General features: G+C 53.8%; 15 protein-coding genes. 11 read left to right on the top strand and 4 right to left on the bottom strand.

Translation table 11 applies throughout. The annotated features are described in order from the left end of the window. Positions 1–89 precede the first annotated feature (89 nt). Both ACTD9P_RS27090 and ACTD9P_RS27085 read right to left on the bottom strand, forming a co-directional pair. Positions 90–521, bottom strand: coding sequence for an acyl-CoA thioesterase (locus ACTD9P_RS27090; RefSeq protein ID WP_138817299.1), 432 nt, complete (start codon positions 519–521; stop codon positions 90–92). A 23-nt stretch (positions 522–544) separates the two neighbouring features. Then, on the bottom strand, positions 545–2,482 hold the full coding sequence (locus ACTD9P_RS27085; RefSeq protein WP_438870075.1) for a RecQ family ATP-dependent DNA helicase: 1,938 nt from the start codon (positions 2,480–2,482) through the stop codon (positions 545–547). 163 nt (positions 2,483–2,645) lie between these two features. Here ACTD9P_RS27085 and ACTD9P_RS27080 point away from each other — a divergent pair, with 163 nt between their 5' ends. The 10 genes from ACTD9P_RS27080 to ACTD9P_RS27035 all read left to right on the top strand — a co-directional run bounded on the left by ACTD9P_RS27080 (position 2,646) and on the right by ACTD9P_RS27035 (position 10,864). Continuing rightward, positions 2,646–3,683, top strand: a complete 1,038-nt coding sequence (locus ACTD9P_RS27080) for a S8 family peptidase (protein ID WP_438870074.1) — start codon at positions 2,646–2,648, stop codon at positions 3,681–3,683. Positions 3,684–3,851: 168 nt separating this feature from the next. Further along, on the top strand, positions 3,852–4,022 hold the full coding sequence (locus ACTD9P_RS27075) for a YhfG family protein (RefSeq protein ID WP_438870073.1): 171 nt from the start codon (positions 3,852–3,854) through the stop codon (positions 4,020–4,022). Then, a complete protein-coding gene (locus tag ACTD9P_RS27070) occupies positions 4,022–4,621 on the top strand; it encodes a putative adenosine monophosphate-protein transferase Fic (protein WP_438870072.1) in 600 nt (199 codons plus the stop codon). Before ACTD9P_RS27075 ends, ACTD9P_RS27070 begins: the two co-directional genes overlap by 1 nt. Before the next feature lie 170 nt (positions 4,622–4,791). Further along, positions 4,792–5,115 carry a hypothetical protein gene (locus tag ACTD9P_RS27065; protein ID WP_438870071.1) on the top strand — a complete coding sequence of 108 codons (324 nt, stop codon included), beginning with the start codon at positions 4,792–4,794 and terminating at the stop codon, positions 5,113–5,115. Positions 5,116–5,360: 245 nt separating this feature from the next. After that, positions 5,361–5,882 (top strand): hypothetical protein, encoded by a 522-nt coding sequence (locus ACTD9P_RS27060; RefSeq protein ID WP_438870070.1) that lies wholly within the window; start codon positions 5,361–5,363, stop codon positions 5,880–5,882. Further along, positions 5,882–6,514, top strand: a complete 633-nt coding sequence (locus ACTD9P_RS27055; protein WP_438870069.1) for a DUF1493 family protein — start codon at positions 5,882–5,884, stop codon at positions 6,512–6,514. Before ACTD9P_RS27060 ends, ACTD9P_RS27055 begins: the two co-directional genes overlap by 1 nt. A 269-nt stretch (positions 6,515–6,783) precedes the next feature. Continuing rightward, the gene (locus tag ACTD9P_RS27050) at positions 6,784–7,140 is read left to right on the top strand and encodes a DUF1493 family protein (RefSeq protein ID WP_056858194.1); all 357 of its coding nucleotides are present in this window, start codon (positions 6,784–6,786) and stop codon (positions 7,138–7,140) included. 160 nt (positions 7,141–7,300) lie between these two features. Then, the gene (locus tag ACTD9P_RS27045) at positions 7,301–8,158 is read left to right on the top strand and encodes a DMT family transporter (RefSeq protein WP_438870068.1); all 858 of its coding nucleotides are present in this window, start codon (positions 7,301–7,303) and stop codon (positions 8,156–8,158) included. A gap of 233 nt (positions 8,159–8,391) precedes the next feature. Further along, positions 8,392–9,459, top strand: coding sequence for a nucleoid-associated protein (locus ACTD9P_RS27040; protein WP_438870067.1), 1,068 nt, complete (start codon positions 8,392–8,394; stop codon positions 9,457–9,459). Between the two features lie 25 nt (positions 9,460–9,484). Then, positions 9,485–10,864, top strand: coding sequence for a hypothetical protein (locus ACTD9P_RS27035; protein ID WP_438870066.1), 1,380 nt, complete (start codon positions 9,485–9,487; stop codon positions 10,862–10,864). 55 nt (positions 10,865–10,919) lie between these two features. On the opposite strand, the gene ACTD9P_RS27030 is transcribed toward ACTD9P_RS27035, so the two are convergent. Beyond that, positions 10,920–12,461, bottom strand: coding sequence for a phosphoenolpyruvate carboxykinase (locus ACTD9P_RS27030; protein WP_438870065.1), 1,542 nt, complete (start codon positions 12,459–12,461; stop codon positions 10,920–10,922). Between the two features lie 179 nt (positions 12,462–12,640). Continuing rightward, positions 12,641–13,543, bottom strand: coding sequence for an Hsp33 family molecular chaperone HslO (gene hslO, locus ACTD9P_RS27025; RefSeq protein WP_017135371.1), 903 nt, complete (start codon positions 13,541–13,543; stop codon positions 12,641–12,643). A 104-nt stretch (positions 13,544–13,647) separates the two neighbouring features. Here hslO and ACTD9P_RS27020 point away from each other — a divergent pair, with 104 nt between their 5' ends. After that, the gene (locus tag ACTD9P_RS27020) at positions 13,648–14,451 is read left to right on the top strand and encodes a phosphatase PAP2 family protein (protein ID WP_438870064.1); all 804 of its coding nucleotides are present in this window, start codon (positions 13,648–13,650) and stop codon (positions 14,449–14,451) included. Positions 14,452–14,537 lie beyond the last annotated feature (86 nt).

Here is a 14,537-nt window from a genome sequence, read left to right as displayed (position 1 = left end):
CTGTCAGTCAACTAATTTGCTGGCTGACACACCGCTTTCGCGAGCAAGCCCGCTCCCACATTAGGGTCAGGGTGCTTGCCAGGGCCAGGTCAAACCACCAACCGCTCCAACGCCTCGCGCAGCTTCCCCGCAATCGCCACCGGCTGGTTCGACGCCCTGTCCACAAACACATGCACAAACCGCCCCGCCGCACAGGCTTCATCCTCGCCGGCCTTGAACACCGCCAACTCATATTGCACCGAGCTGTTGCCGAGCTTGCCCACGCGCAAGCCGATGTCGAGGCGATCCGGAAACGCGATCGAGGCGAAATAATCGCACGCCGAACTCACCACAAACCCCACCACCTCACCGTCATGAATATCCAGCCCACCTTCTTCAATCAGGTAGGTATTCACCGCCGTGTCGAAAAAGCTGTAGTAGGTGACGTTGTTCACATGGCCATACACATCGTTGTCGTGCCAACGCGTGATGATCGGCTGGAAGTGACGGTAGTCAGCGCGTTGCGGCATTGAGTCAGGCATGAGCGGTTCTCTGGAAAGTGGGTTTACAAGTCATTCAGGTGAGCTTGCGCCCACTCACGCACCTCGGCGTAAGGGTAATCCTCCAGCGCAGCAAACCCCGGTATGGCCCGCGCCTTCAGCTTGGTAAACAGCGGCACGCTGATACCGCCAAGAAACCGCGCCAGCCGTTCCGCTCCTGGCAGGTCCATCGTGTGCTCATGATGCCTGTGGATAAAATCACCGCACAGCCCCATGAAGTTTTTATCCACAAGCGGCGGCAAACTCGGCGGCGGCGGCAAATGTGCGACATGGCCGTGGCATACCGAACAATGCCCGCAGCGTTGAGGGGCATTTTCATCGCCAAAGTACTTGGCCAGACGCTGCCCCAGGCAATGCTCGGTAGCAAAAAGCTCGAGCATGGCGTGGATCCGCGCCACTTCCGTGACCTCATGTTGCTTGAAGCCTGTGTATAACTCGGCGCTCAACACCCGTGGATCAAAGTCGGTATCGAGCAGGCTGTAGACCTCGGTCATCTGCTTGCTTTCCAGCTCGATCAGGCCCTGTTCCTGGAAGTAATCCAGCGCCTTCACCACTCGGCTGCGCTCGGCATTGTGCTGTTGGTACAGCGCGTCGAAATCCACCGTCGCCCAGGTTTTGGCGCGTTTACACACCTGGATGATCGCCGCGACAAACTGCTGCCGCTCGCCGGAAAACCGCGCCAGCAACGCCTCGGGTTCGATCAGGTACTTAAAGCGGTATTCAGCGTAAAACGCATAGCGCGGTGCGATCACGCCTTTGAGTTCCAACTGCACCAGTAGCGTCTTCAGCGGCAGCTCGCGGATGTTGCTGTGGTCCGACAGCGACCTCAGCAGGAACTCCCACTGGCCCTCGCTTCGCGCCGCTTGCAACTCCTCCAGCACACGGCGAATGCCCTGCTGCTCCGGCGTATCGCCATACACAAAGTTTTCCAACACATTGAGGCTGTCACGGTTGGCCAGCACCAGGCAATCGGACGGCTGCCCGTCACGCCCGGCGCGGCCGATTTCCTGGCTGTAGTTCTCGATGGACTTGGGCAGGTCGAAGTGCACCACGTTGCGGATGTCACTCTTGTCGATGCCCATGCCGAACGCGATGGTGGCAACGATGCAATTGGAGCGCCCGCCCATGAAGCGCTGTTGGATACCCTCGCGTTTATCGTGGGGCAACCCGGCGTGATACGCCTCGGCCTGGATGCCATTGCGGGTCAGGTGTTCGGCAATCTGCTCGGCGGTTTTTTGCAGGGTGACGTAGACGATGCTCGGCTGATTGGCCCTTTCGCTCATCCACTCGACCAAGCGCCGACGCTTGTCGTGGCCACTCACCGGCTCTACCAGCAAGTTGAGATTGGGTCGGTAGAAGCCCGTAGTGATCACATCATCCGACGCAATGGCGAACTTGGCCTGCATGTCGGCAATCACCTTGGGCGTGGCTGTAGCCGTCAGCAACAACGCTTGTGGGATATTGAACTGGCGCTGATAGTCCGGCAGCTTCAAATAGTCGGGGCGGAAGTTGTGGCCCCACTCGGAAATACAGTGCGCCTCGTCGACCACTAGCAACGAGATCTGCACGCTTTGCAGGAAGTTACGGAAGCGCTCGTTCTTCAAGCGCTCCACGGAAATCATCAGGATTTTCAGCTCACCCGAACGCGCACGGGCCATCACCTCATTGGCGTCTTCACGGCTCTGCGCCGAATCGATACTGCCAGCAGAAATGCCATGGCGCTGCAGGAAACCCAACTGGTCCTGCATCAGCGCCAACAGCGGCGACACCACCAGCGTCAGGTGCGGCAACAGCACCGCCGACAGCTGATAACACAAAGACTTGCCGGAACCGGTGGGAAAAATTGCCGCGGCCGAACGACCGGCCAGCACCGCGCTGATCGCGGCTTCCTGGCCCAAACGAAACTGTGGATAACCAAAGACCTGTTGGAGGGTGTTGTGCATAAGCTGTCACTCCGTTGACCGCTGAACGAGTCAAAAACATAGACCAGCGATCGGTAAACGGTCGGGGATAAACGCTACAAACTGATACAGAGAAAACCAGCAAGACCGCGCAAAAATGCAGACAGTAGCACGCTTGAATACAAGCCCCGACAAGGAGTCGTTAATGTCTCGCATGCCACCTTTTTTTCTGCTTCTCGCATTGCCCTTGCTGCTGATGGGCTGTGCAGCGCCGCCAAAACCCACTTCCGAGCAATTGGCCGTGCGTGCCTTTGAAACGCCCGAATACTTCGCTGCAAATGCACTGCCCAGCGTCAATGCATCCACCCTCTATGCGCGTGGCGGCACTGGCCAAGGCGTGAAAGTGGCGCTGATCGACTCGGGCCTTAACAGCGAGTTACCTGAGTTCCAGGGGCGCTTGGCCGACATCGGTTACGATTTCGTGCGCCAACAGCATGGCACTGTCGACATCAAGGGCCACGGCACGCAAATGGCCGGCATTCTCGCCGCCAACAAGAACGCTCAAGGCATGCACGGGATCGCCTTCAACGCCCAGTTGATCCCCATGCGGTTTGGCGACGACAAGGAACCATTCTATTTCGACAGCGAAATCGCCCAGGCCTGGCGTTTTGCACATGCCCAGGGCGCGCGCTTTTTCAACAATTCATGGGCCAACCCCATTGAAGCCAACACCAATGAAGTGCCTATCTATGAACGCCTGATGGGCGACTCACTGGAGGCGGCCAAGCAACTGGTGGCTGAAGGCGCGGTCTTTGTGTTCTCCACCGGCAACGAGGTCAAACGCGAGCCGCTTGCCGAACCCGGCCTGCCCGCATTGGTGCCAGAGCTGGAAAAAGGCTGGATCGCCGTCATGGCCCTCAAGAACGACGGCAGCGCGATCAACCTCAAGTCCAACTACTGCGGGCTTGCTGCGCGTTGGTGTATTGCCGTACCAGGCGGCGATGGCGGGGCGGATCTGCTGACGACACAGAAAGACGGCAGCTATGGGCCGACCGCAGGCACTTCCCCGGCCGCCGCACTGGTCAGCGGTGCCTTGGCGGCATTACAAAGCCGCTTTCCCGAAATGACCCCGCAGCAGGTTCGCGATCGCTTGCTCAGCACCGCCAACCGGACGGGCATCTATGCCAACAGCGAAGCCTATGGGCGCGGGCTGATGGACCTTGATGCGGCTTCGCGTCTGTAGGCTTGGCGATTATTGATCTTGGCACTTCGCTGAAGTAACTGATCGTTCCTCACGCTGCACGTGGGGACGACAACGCTTAGGACGCGCAGAGTCTAATGTGGTTTTATCCCGCCTCCCCTTTGACGCATTGCGCTACAATCAAGCCTTGCGACCCAGGAGTACGCTGCAATGAGCGAACCGACGTTTGAGCAAAAACAGGATCACTACCACAAGATCCGTCGTTCCAATTACCTGGCCAGCTTGCGCCTGGAAGGGTTCGATACCCAACCGACCGACGTCGACAAACCTCTGCCGACACGCGAAGCCGTGCTTGCCAAGTACCGCAAAACCCCGCACTGATGCTCGATAAATACGGGGTGGGCCAGGATCCGTACTGTTACCCCGATAGCAGCATCCTGCGCAACCGCCTCGATTTGCGCGACGAAGTACTCCTCCATCAAGCCGAGCGAGAACTATCCGAAATCGCCGCAGGCAGCCTCTCTCTCTACCCACCGCCCTACGACCTCGACCGCCTGCAACACTTTCACCGTACCTTGTTCGGCGATATCTACGACTGGGCGGGGGAATTACGCAGTGTCAACATCCAGAAAGGCGACACTCTGTTTTGCACCCCTGAACGCATCCCGCCGGAAGCGGCGAAAATCATCCAGCGTATGGAACGCGCCGATTGGTATGTCGATGCAACTCAGCCAGAACTGGTGCGCCTGATTGCCGAGGCTTATGGCGACCTCAACGTCATCCACCCCTTTCGCGAGGGCAACGGCCGGGCGCAGCGGATTTTGTTCGAGCAGATTATTGTAAATGCCGGTTTTTCGGTGAATTGGTGGCTGGTGAAACACGCAGCGTGGATACCAGCGAACATTGATGCGGTGGCCTGTGATTATCGGGGGCTTGAGGCGATTTTTGAGCGGTGTATCAGCAAGCCGGCCAGCGTTTGATCGAAACGCCAATAGTTAAACCATACGTTTATTGCTCGAAATTACGCTGACTTCTAAGGTTCGCTCCGTCGCTATCAATACGGCGACCGAGCTTGGTCACTCGAACAACAGCAGAGATAAACGTGCCAATTTTTTTGGCGTATTTCTTTGATTTTTCGGAGTGCCCTTTTATGACAACGCTCAATGTCCCTGCCAACCGCTATCGTCAGCTACGCACCAACTTCACCGACACCCACCCTCTCGTCATCGACACCGAAGCCGCCGCCGAAGATATCCACTGCGCCGCACACCAGCGCATCCGTGCTGCCACTGACTTACTGGAAACCTTCACCTGCCTGACCTACGAACACGCCGACCTCAAAGACATTTCCCACATCATCAATGCCCTATATCTGCTCGTGCAGGATGGCTGTGATCTGCTGGAAGCTGCGCAGCACGTTCAACTGCAACCGGCAGTCGACACCCAGCCACAACCAAGCCAACCACTGAGCTAAACCTGTGGGAGTCGGGCTTGCCCGCGATGGCGGTGTGTCAGGCAATATTTCCCTGCCTGACACACCGCCATCGCGGGCAAGCCCGGCTCCCACATTGGCTGGGTGTTGCCAAAAAAATCACTGTCAAATCGCAAATGCCGGAAAGCTTTGTGGGAAGCAGACAAACACTGCGTAGTCCTCTTCCCAAACTGCTTAAAACAGCTATCTCACCCTCTACATAACCTCCCTTCATATGACCGAAACTGGTGACCTCTCAACTGTCCCGGCAAAAACCCGTGAATATCGAAAGGACTCAATACATCGGCCATTACGGCGTCACCTTCACGGTGATTCGCCTTACCGTTTTACCCACCCACAAGCACGCTTTGGCAAACCTCTGCTTGCTGGAAGCTGGTACTTCGGCAAACGAAGTGCGCTATCGACTGGTGGATCTCTACGAAAAGATGTTCGCCCGTGATTTGCCTTGCCAGATGACAGTCGCGATCTCCAAGCCACTGACCCGACAACAAGCTGAACTGCTTAACGAACGCGGGACCATCGTCACCTTGCTACTGGCTGGGGCCTTCAGCGTTCCCCTTCACCCGCTTTCGAAACCTGTAGCACGCGTTGTCGGCGTCACAGTGGGTCTATTCACCAAAAACATCATTCGCAGTTATCACGCAGGTGATGTGATCGTCGGAAGTGAAGCTCAGGTAGACGGAGGAATAGGTCCTCAGCGCTCAATGTCTGCAATGGTCATTCAATTTCAGGGAGGAGGGAGACGTTGATGGAATACGTCCAATGGATCATTTTTATCGTGGTGAGCGTTGTCCTGGACAACAAAATGAGGTCCAAAACCCTTAGAAAATATGTCGGTTTATTACTGTTCGCTGTGGGCCTGATCTGCGCTATATGGCTTCCTTACTGGGCACAGGAAGTCCGACTCCCAAGCTTGCCTATAGGTGCGTTGCTATTAGGCTCGGGCCTATATCTGGATCGGCAACGTTATAGCCGAATCAGGTCCTCTCACCCATTGCTCGTCGCCCCCACACTTAACCTGGCAGCCGACTTTCCCGACGACCCCATCATGCGTCACCTTCTGCAGCTTGTGAATGAAGACGTGGGCCTGCCCAAACATCAAGCTCTCAGCCTCAGCACTTCAATAAATCATGATCTCGGATGCAGCAGCTCTGAGGCTAGAAAATTGATGGCAGCACTGAAGCAAGATTTCGGCATGGGGTTCGGAGACTACAGGAGCAATCGCTATTTCAAGCGTCGAGGCTTTGACATGTATTTGAGACATGTGGACAGAGGCAGCAAAGGCAAAATCCCGCTCACCATCGACATGCTCTACCAGGCCGTCAAAGCCAAACGCTGGAACACACGGGCACTCGAAGCAAGGAGATTTCAAGAGTCATGAATATCGTCCTGCAAATAGCCTGTTTCTTTGGTTTTTACCTTTTACTGCATTACCAGATCACTGACTCTATTCTGAGAAAACGCCTTGCAATCACGTGCCTCGTAACCGGCCTGGCATTGACGTTCTTATTACCCTACATGGCAGTAATCCTTAGAATGCCCTTGCTCCCTATCTTCGTATTCTTGATAGGCTTGGCACTCTCCATCACCCGCAACAAATTCCGTCGCCAACGCAACCCTCCTCCCCACCCACTCCTGCGTGCCCCCACCATGAACCTGGCCCCCAACTTCCCCGAAGACCCCGTGATGCAGCAGCTTCTGCAACTGTTGCACGAAGAAATCGGCCTGCCGAAGCACAAGACACTTCGCCTGGAAACTTCGCTCAATTTCGACCTGAGCTGCGATGGCAGCGAGGCCAAGCAGTTGATGGACGCGCTGGAACAAGAGTTTGCCCTCGACTTGGGCGACTACGATGCTTATCGTTACTTCAAACCGCCGGTGTTCGATGTGTTCCTCAAGCGTCGCGCCAAAGGGCGCGGCGACAAGGTGCCATTGACCATCGGCATGCTCTATCTGGCGATCAAGACCCATAGCTGGGATACGCAAACCCTGGAAAACCTGAGCTGATCCCAAGATCACCGAGGATCAAATATGGGAGCGGGCTTGCTCGCGAAAACGGTGTGTCAGGTAGAGTATTTCTCACTGATCTACCGCATTCGCGAGCAAGCCCGCTCCCACAGGGGTTATGCGTTAGTCTGGCGATTTGACCCAATAACAAGGACCTTACATGGACGTAATAATGGGCCTGCTGGCCGCCCTACTCTGGGGCGGCACGGACTTTCTCGTGGGCCTCAACGCCCGGGCCGTGGGCGTTAAACGCGCGGTGTATTTCGGCCAAGCCCTTGGCTTTTTGATCATGACCCTGCTGCTGGTGATCTTCCCGGCCTTCCTGTTCAAATCCCTGAATGCCCCGTTGAGCGTCTGGCTCCTGGGCATCACCGCCGCCCTGCTCACCGTCTCCGGCGCATTGGCGCTGTCCAAGGCCTTCGCCCTGGGCAAAGCCGCTATCGTCGCGCCATTGGTGACCTCTTACGGCGTAGTCACCACCCTGCTGTCCTGGGCCAGCGGCGAACACATCAACTTGATCCAACTCGGTTGCATCGGCCTCTGCGTAATCGGTGTGATCCTGTCCAGCATCCACAAGGACAACGGCACGCCCCACAACAACCCGCGCCAGTCCATCGCCTACGCCATGCTCGCCGCCTTGCTGTACGGCACCAGTTTCTGGTTGCAAGGCCGCTACACACTTCCGGCGTTGGGGCCGATCACCATGCTGTGGCTGGGTTACCTGGTGGGCCTGTGCGTGCTGGTGGTGATGGTGCTGAAAATCCAGGACGGCCTGAAGATCCCGCCGGTGAAAAACTGCGCAACCTTGACCGGTGCGAGCTTGATGAACTTGGGTGGGTTCTCGGCATTTTCGTGGGGCGCGATGGCCGGCTCGGTTTCGGTGGTGACGGTGATCAGTACGTTGTCGGGTGGGATTGCGGCGATTCTGGGGTTCGTGTTTTTCAAGGAGCGGTTGTCGGCGGTGCAGGTGTTGGGAGTTGCGCTCGTATTGGTAGGAGCCATAATTTTGCACATCTAGTCGGTTAACGTTTATAAAAGCCAGATTTTTCTTACAACTGAACGTGACTTTCCAAGAGCCAACCTACAGCTTTTGAGGAATGCTTCCGATGCGAACTATTGAGTTTTCATTCATCCTTTCATAGGAGATTTCGACACAGCAGTGGCAAAATGGCATTATAAAAGCTAGGCTTCGCGACAGGTGAAAAAAATTAATGCTGCCACCATATATAATAAAACTATAAGGGAAATACTATGACTTCGGCCGAAAACTTAACTGACGAAATAGTTATCAGCAAAAATTCAGTCATTGAGAGAATCATCTTTCACATTGTAGGGCCAGACCTAAATACGCCTACTATTCTAACTGAAGTTGAAGATCCTAGTACCCACTCAGACTTTTTTGTAGCACGCCTAATTGAAACATCAAAAGGCACTCACTACCATTTCAATCCGGCATCAGGTGTAAAGGACCAGATAAATCAATCCTTAGTAAGCCCGCATGCCTTCATAGATTGTTCTCAAATATTGGCCGAACGCTTCCAAAAATTGTATGAGCGCGACAAACGCCTAATCCCGGGAGTTTTGATGCTTTTGCAAATCAAAAGCGGAACGGATATCTATGCAGCAATAATAAAATATGACGACACAAAAGTAATATCTTATAAAACCACAACAACAAAAGACGGAAAGATAAACCCGATACTAAACCACATCCTAAATACTTTTGTACAAGACAAAAAAGCACTTCAAAAGTCTGCAGTAATAAAAATAAAAAACGACACCGACCAACTTATTTGCATTGATCGAAGCGGAAAAAATGGAGACATCACCGAAAAATTTAAAGACTTTCTTGATATTACTAGAAAGTTCACACACGAAGTACTAACCGAACGCCTCCTTGAAGCATTAAAAGCAACAGCAAAAGCACATAAAGACATTTTACCTCAAGAGATAACCAGCCAGTTATCCACGATGGCAAAAGAAGCTATTTCATCCATTGAGACATTTAACCCGACAAACCCCAATATCCTTCTGAACGCATTATTTGGAGATTTGCACCTAAACGAACAACTACAATTTACATTTGAAAAAGAACTGAAAAAGCAAAAAATACAAAATGAGATCATTAGAATCCCAAAAGGCCACTTCCCTAAGCCTTCCCGTAAAACCAAGGTTACATACGAAGGCATTCAAGTTATCTACACGCAAGCACATGAAGACTCAAAACAGATTGAGTTCGACGAAATAAACGGAACAAAAACATTCAAAGTTTCCACGTTGAAGTACGTCATTGAAGATGAATTTCATGGAAAAATTTAGGTCAGTTTTATCGACGGCAACGTACGTGAGCGAAAACCTAGGCAGTGCGATGTACGAGCTCACAATTAATAGTCTGAATGAACTAGATACCCTGAACAGCTTTTCAGAAACTCAAAAAGAAAATTTCTCTGTAGAGATCAGACTTCATGATGGGGACCGATACCAGCTCCCTAACAACAATAAGGCAATATTAAACCAAACTGTATCTCTCAAAATATCCAAGTTGAACCGTTCCGACTTTTATGTGTTTTTTTCAGAGCAAGGATTTTCTAACGGCCTAAAAGAAAAAGAAATTTATAATCGAAACTGCATATATATAAACTCTAATTTTTCCGAATTTTCATCTCGCAGATGCAAATTCAAAACCCTTAACGGGGTGTATGCGACCGTCGAATCCTATCAACCTCCAATTGACCCAAGGAAATTTATTAAAGATTCAAGCGGAGGAGAACTTGTAAAAGATCTTGAATTTTGGATAACGAATCAAATACCATCAGAAGAAAGCAACATCTTTACACGCTGGCTGGAAATAGCACTAAAAAAAAGCACACTTTTATTCTGCTCCGAAATATGGAGTACAGGGAATAGCCTTAATTTAGTCTTCAAAGGAGTTCAAACATTAGAAATTAGCTTCAACGAAAGAGAAAAATCACTAGCCCCCCAACATATAAAAATACTAGAGGCTGCCTCATGGATTTTAGAATTGGACCGAGAGGTCGAAATAAGACATAGCTTGATCTCGTCGCGAATCGCAAATGAGCAATTGAGAAGGGAGGACTCTTGGCCAGAACTCTTAGAGCGCAGCCTCACAAAAATTCTCGAAAACTCGAAAAATGATTACAAAGCATATCTACATAGCAAATCTTCCGAAACCCTGAAGTTAATTGCTGAAATACGAAAATCAATTGCTGAAGAATCAGCAAAAATTATTGACCGTACCCACGCACTATCATCAACTTTATTTAGGGATATAGCCATCGCGTTCGGTACTATCAGCGTGAAATTTTTGGCTTTAAAAAACAAAGACGATTTCAAGGCTGAGATCTTATTTTTACTTTTATTTACCGCCTGCTGGTTAGCAGCAAGCCTTTGCATTACGACCAGCACTAATAAAATGTACATAATATCACTTACAAAGTCTCGCTTTTTTTGGAGCAGAAAAGTTAATCAGTCCATTCCAATTACAGAATTCAAAGAGCTATCAGAGCGACCATTCCGCGATGCCGTTAAGGCCTACAATAAAACTCGACGACAGGCTTCACTGGTATACGGGCTCGTGATAGTTGCACTAATTGCAATGGCCTTGTCGAGCACACGATGGGAAGAAGCAATTACCGAAAAGCTTGAATCAATAGAAAACAACGTATTTCTCTTTGATTTTTCACATTATAGGGACATGCCATAAGCCTCGCCCACAAAAAAGCCGCCCCGGAGGGCGGCTTTTTCACAACAACCGAACCTTACAACTTAGGCCCGGCCGCCTTGATCGCATCGCTCACTTCAAACTTCTTGAAGTTCTCGATGAACAGGCCAGCCAGCGCTTTCGCCGCTTCGTCGTAGGCAGCCTTGTCAGCCCAGGTGTTACGTGGGTTCAACAGGCCGGTATCAACGCCCGGTACGGCCAAAGGCACGTCGAGGTTGATAATGTCGAGGTGCTCGGTTTCTGCACCGATCAACGCGCCGCTCTGGATCGCTGCGATCACGCCTCGAGTGGTCGGGATGTTGAAGCGCTTGCCGACGCCGTAGCCGCCGCCGGTCCAGCCGGTGTTGACCAGGTAGACCTTGGAGCCGAAGCCGCGCACGCGCTTGATCAGCAGTTCTGCGTATTCACCGGCTGGGCGTGGGAAGAACGGCGCGCCGAAGCAGGTGGAGAAGGTCGACTTGATGCCGCTGCCCGAACCCATTTCGGTCGAGCCCACCAGAGCGGTGTAGCCGGACAGGAAGTGGTAAGCCGCTTGTTCTTCGCTGAGGATCGACACGGGCGGCAGTACGCCAGTCAGGTCGCAGGTCAGGAAGATCACAGCGTTTGGCTCGCCGCCCAGGTTCTTCTCGGAACGCTTGGCAACGTGCTCCAGCGGGTAAGCGGCGCGGCTGTTCTGGGTCAGGCTGACGTTGGTGTAGTCGGCGTGCTTGGCATCGTCGATCACCACGTTTTCGAGCACGGTGCCGTGCTTGATGGCTTTCCAGATAACCGGCTCGTTCTTCTCGGAGAGGTCGATGCACTTGGCATAGCAACCGCCTTCGATGTTGAACACCACGCCTTCGCCCCAGCCGTGTTCGTCGTCACCGATCAGGTAACGGCTTTCGTCGGCCGACAGGGTGGTTTTACCAGTGCCCGACAGGCCGAAGAACAGGGTCACATCGCCTGCTTCGCCAATGTTGGCGGCGCAGTGCATTGGCAGCACGTCGGCGGCCGGCAGCAGGAAGTTCTGCACCGAGAACATGGCTTTTTTCATTTCACCGGCGTAACGCATGCCGGCGATCAGCACTTTTTTCTGTGCGAAGTTGAGGATCACGCAACCGTCGGAGTTGGTGCCGTCACGCTCTGGCACGCATTCGAAGTTGGCCACATTAAGCACTTGCCACTCATCACGACCGGCCGGGTTGTACTGCGCCGGGTTGATAAACAGGCAACGACCGAACAGGTTCTGCCAGGCAGTCTGGGTGGTCATTTTCACGGCCAGGTAGTGGTCTTCTGCAGCCCCTACGTGAACATGGGAAACGAAATGCTCTTGCGCGTTGTTGAATGCCTCGACGCGAGCCCACAGGGCATCGAACTTGTCGGCCGGGAACTTGCGGTTGATCGGGCCCCAGGCGATTGCGTCCTGGGTGGAAGGCTCTTCAACGATGAAACGGTCAACCGGCGAACGACCGGTGCGGTGACCGGTTTCTACGACCAGCGCGCCAGTATCGGCAAGCACGCCTTCACCGCGCTGCAGGGCTTCTTTGACCAGATCGTCAACACTCAGATCGGTGTATACGGCGTTATTGGCTTGCGTCATGAGGTTCCCCGTCGGCCTATGGCCGAGTGCTCCAAACGTTTTGTAGTAGAAAGTTGCGCACTACTACCGCGAAAAAAGTGGGCCGGATTATGCCAGAAAAGCCCAAAAAGAGTAGGGCCCTCCCGTCAGAACTGCGCTAATCCGGCGTTTGTCAGGTGATTTACCTGTGCTTAAACGTTTTAGTGGCGGGTGTCGGAGGGGGTGTCGATGCCTGCGCCGGCGAATAATTGGGCGACATCGGCCGCATCGAACAGGTAGCGCTGGTTGCAGAACTGGCAGTCGATCTCGATATTGCCGCCATGTTCCACCACCAATTGCTGCGCATCTTCCAGGCCCAGGCTCACCAAGGCGTTGGCTGAGCGCTCACGCGAGCAGCTGCAACGGAAGCGCAGGCCCTGGGCATCGAACAGGCGCACGGCCTCTTCGTGGTAGAGGCGATGCAGGATGGTTTCGTTGTCCAGGCCCAGCAGTTCTTCAGCCGTCAGGGTGCCGGCCAGGGCGGTCAGTTTGCGCCAGCTGTCGGTGCGTTCATCGTCGTCCTTGATGCGGTCAGCCGGCAATTGCTGAAGCAGCAGGCCACGGGCGCGCTTGCCGTCAGCGTTGAGCCAGAATTTGGTGCCGACTTGCTGGGACATCACGAAATAATTGGTGAAGCAGTCCGAAAGAGTTTCGCCGTCGAGGTCGACGATACCCTGGTAACGCTGGCCTTCGGTGGGGTCGACGGTGATCGCCAGCACGCCATTGGCCATCAGGTCTGACAAGGTTGCGTCCGGCGCGATCTGGTCGGCTTCGTAACGGGCCAGGCCACGGATTTCGCGCTCACTGGAGCACTCGATCATCAACATCGGCACCGGGCCTTCGGAACGGGCCTGCAGGATCAGCAAACCGTCGAACTTCATGGTGCCTACCAGCAGCGAGGCCGCCGCCATCAGCTCACCGAGCAGCTGCGCGACCGGCTCCGGATAGGGGTGCTTGGCGAGGACTTCGGCATAGCTGCGCTCCAGCGAGACCAGTTCGCCGCGGGCGTCGTTCTCATCGAAGATGAAGCGTTGGGTGAAGTCGGTATCCGGTAGATCAGTCATAGGTCTGGGTATCTGAATTGATGACAAATTGGTTACAAGGTTTATAAAATTAAACGCTTTAGCACCTTTTTGGTGCGTTTTTACAGAGCGAAGAGGGACAGTTTATGAACAATCCGGGTTTGTTCCAAGCCAAGTGGAACCTCGGGGGTTGGGCCTTTTGCAATCTAGTCGCTATCGGGCTGCTGTGTTTTTGGCTGTGGCCCACGGGACAGATGCTGTGTGTGGTTTTCGACGAATGGCTGTTTCATCTGCTCAATGACCCACTGGCAAGCAATTCGACGTGGTTGCATGTGTGGGCGGTGGCCAGTTTGCGACCGTTTGATGCGGTGGTCGGGGTGATTTTGCTGACGCTGCTGATTCGCGGTGACTGGGTGTTCAAGGCCATTCACGTGCGCCAGGCGTTCTTCGGTTTTCTGAGCATTCTGCTGCTGTTGCTGTTTATCCGCATGCTGTTTTCCAAACTTACGGCGCAAATGGGCTGGCAGCACCACAGCCCGTCGATGGTGATCAGCGGCGCGATTCATATGAGTGATTATTTCCCGGGCCTGGAGAAAACCTGGGAGTTGAAAGACCGTTCCAGCCAGAGTTTCCCGGGCGATCATGCATCGGTGCTGCTGATCTGGGGCATGTTCATGACGGTGTTTGCCCAGCGTTTCAGCCAAGTCGTGGTGATCTGGGGCCTGGCGCTGTTGTTCATGATGCCAAGGCTGGTGGCGGGCGCGCATTGGGGGCAGGACGACTACATCGGCGGGGTGTTGCTGGCGTTGTTGGCGTTGGGCTGGGGGTATTACACGCCATTTGCGGCGAAGGTGTCGGGGTTGCTGATGAGGGTGACGGCGCCGGTTTTCGGGTTGCTCGGGAAGCTGCCAGTCATAGGGCGCTTAAGTGTTATGCGCACAGCCGCGTAACACCGCAGTCCTAGTGTGGGAGCGGGCTTGCTCGCGAAAGCGGTGGGTCAGTCAATGAATTAGTCAGCTGACACTCCGCTTTCGCG

The organism is Pseudomonas onubensis (assembly GCF_965653655.1).
GTDB lineage: Bacteria > Pseudomonadota > Gammaproteobacteria > Pseudomonadales > Pseudomonadaceae > Aquipseudomonas.
Note: the sequence above shows the minus strand (reverse complement) of the source record. Positions and strands in the feature narration are given on the sequence as shown.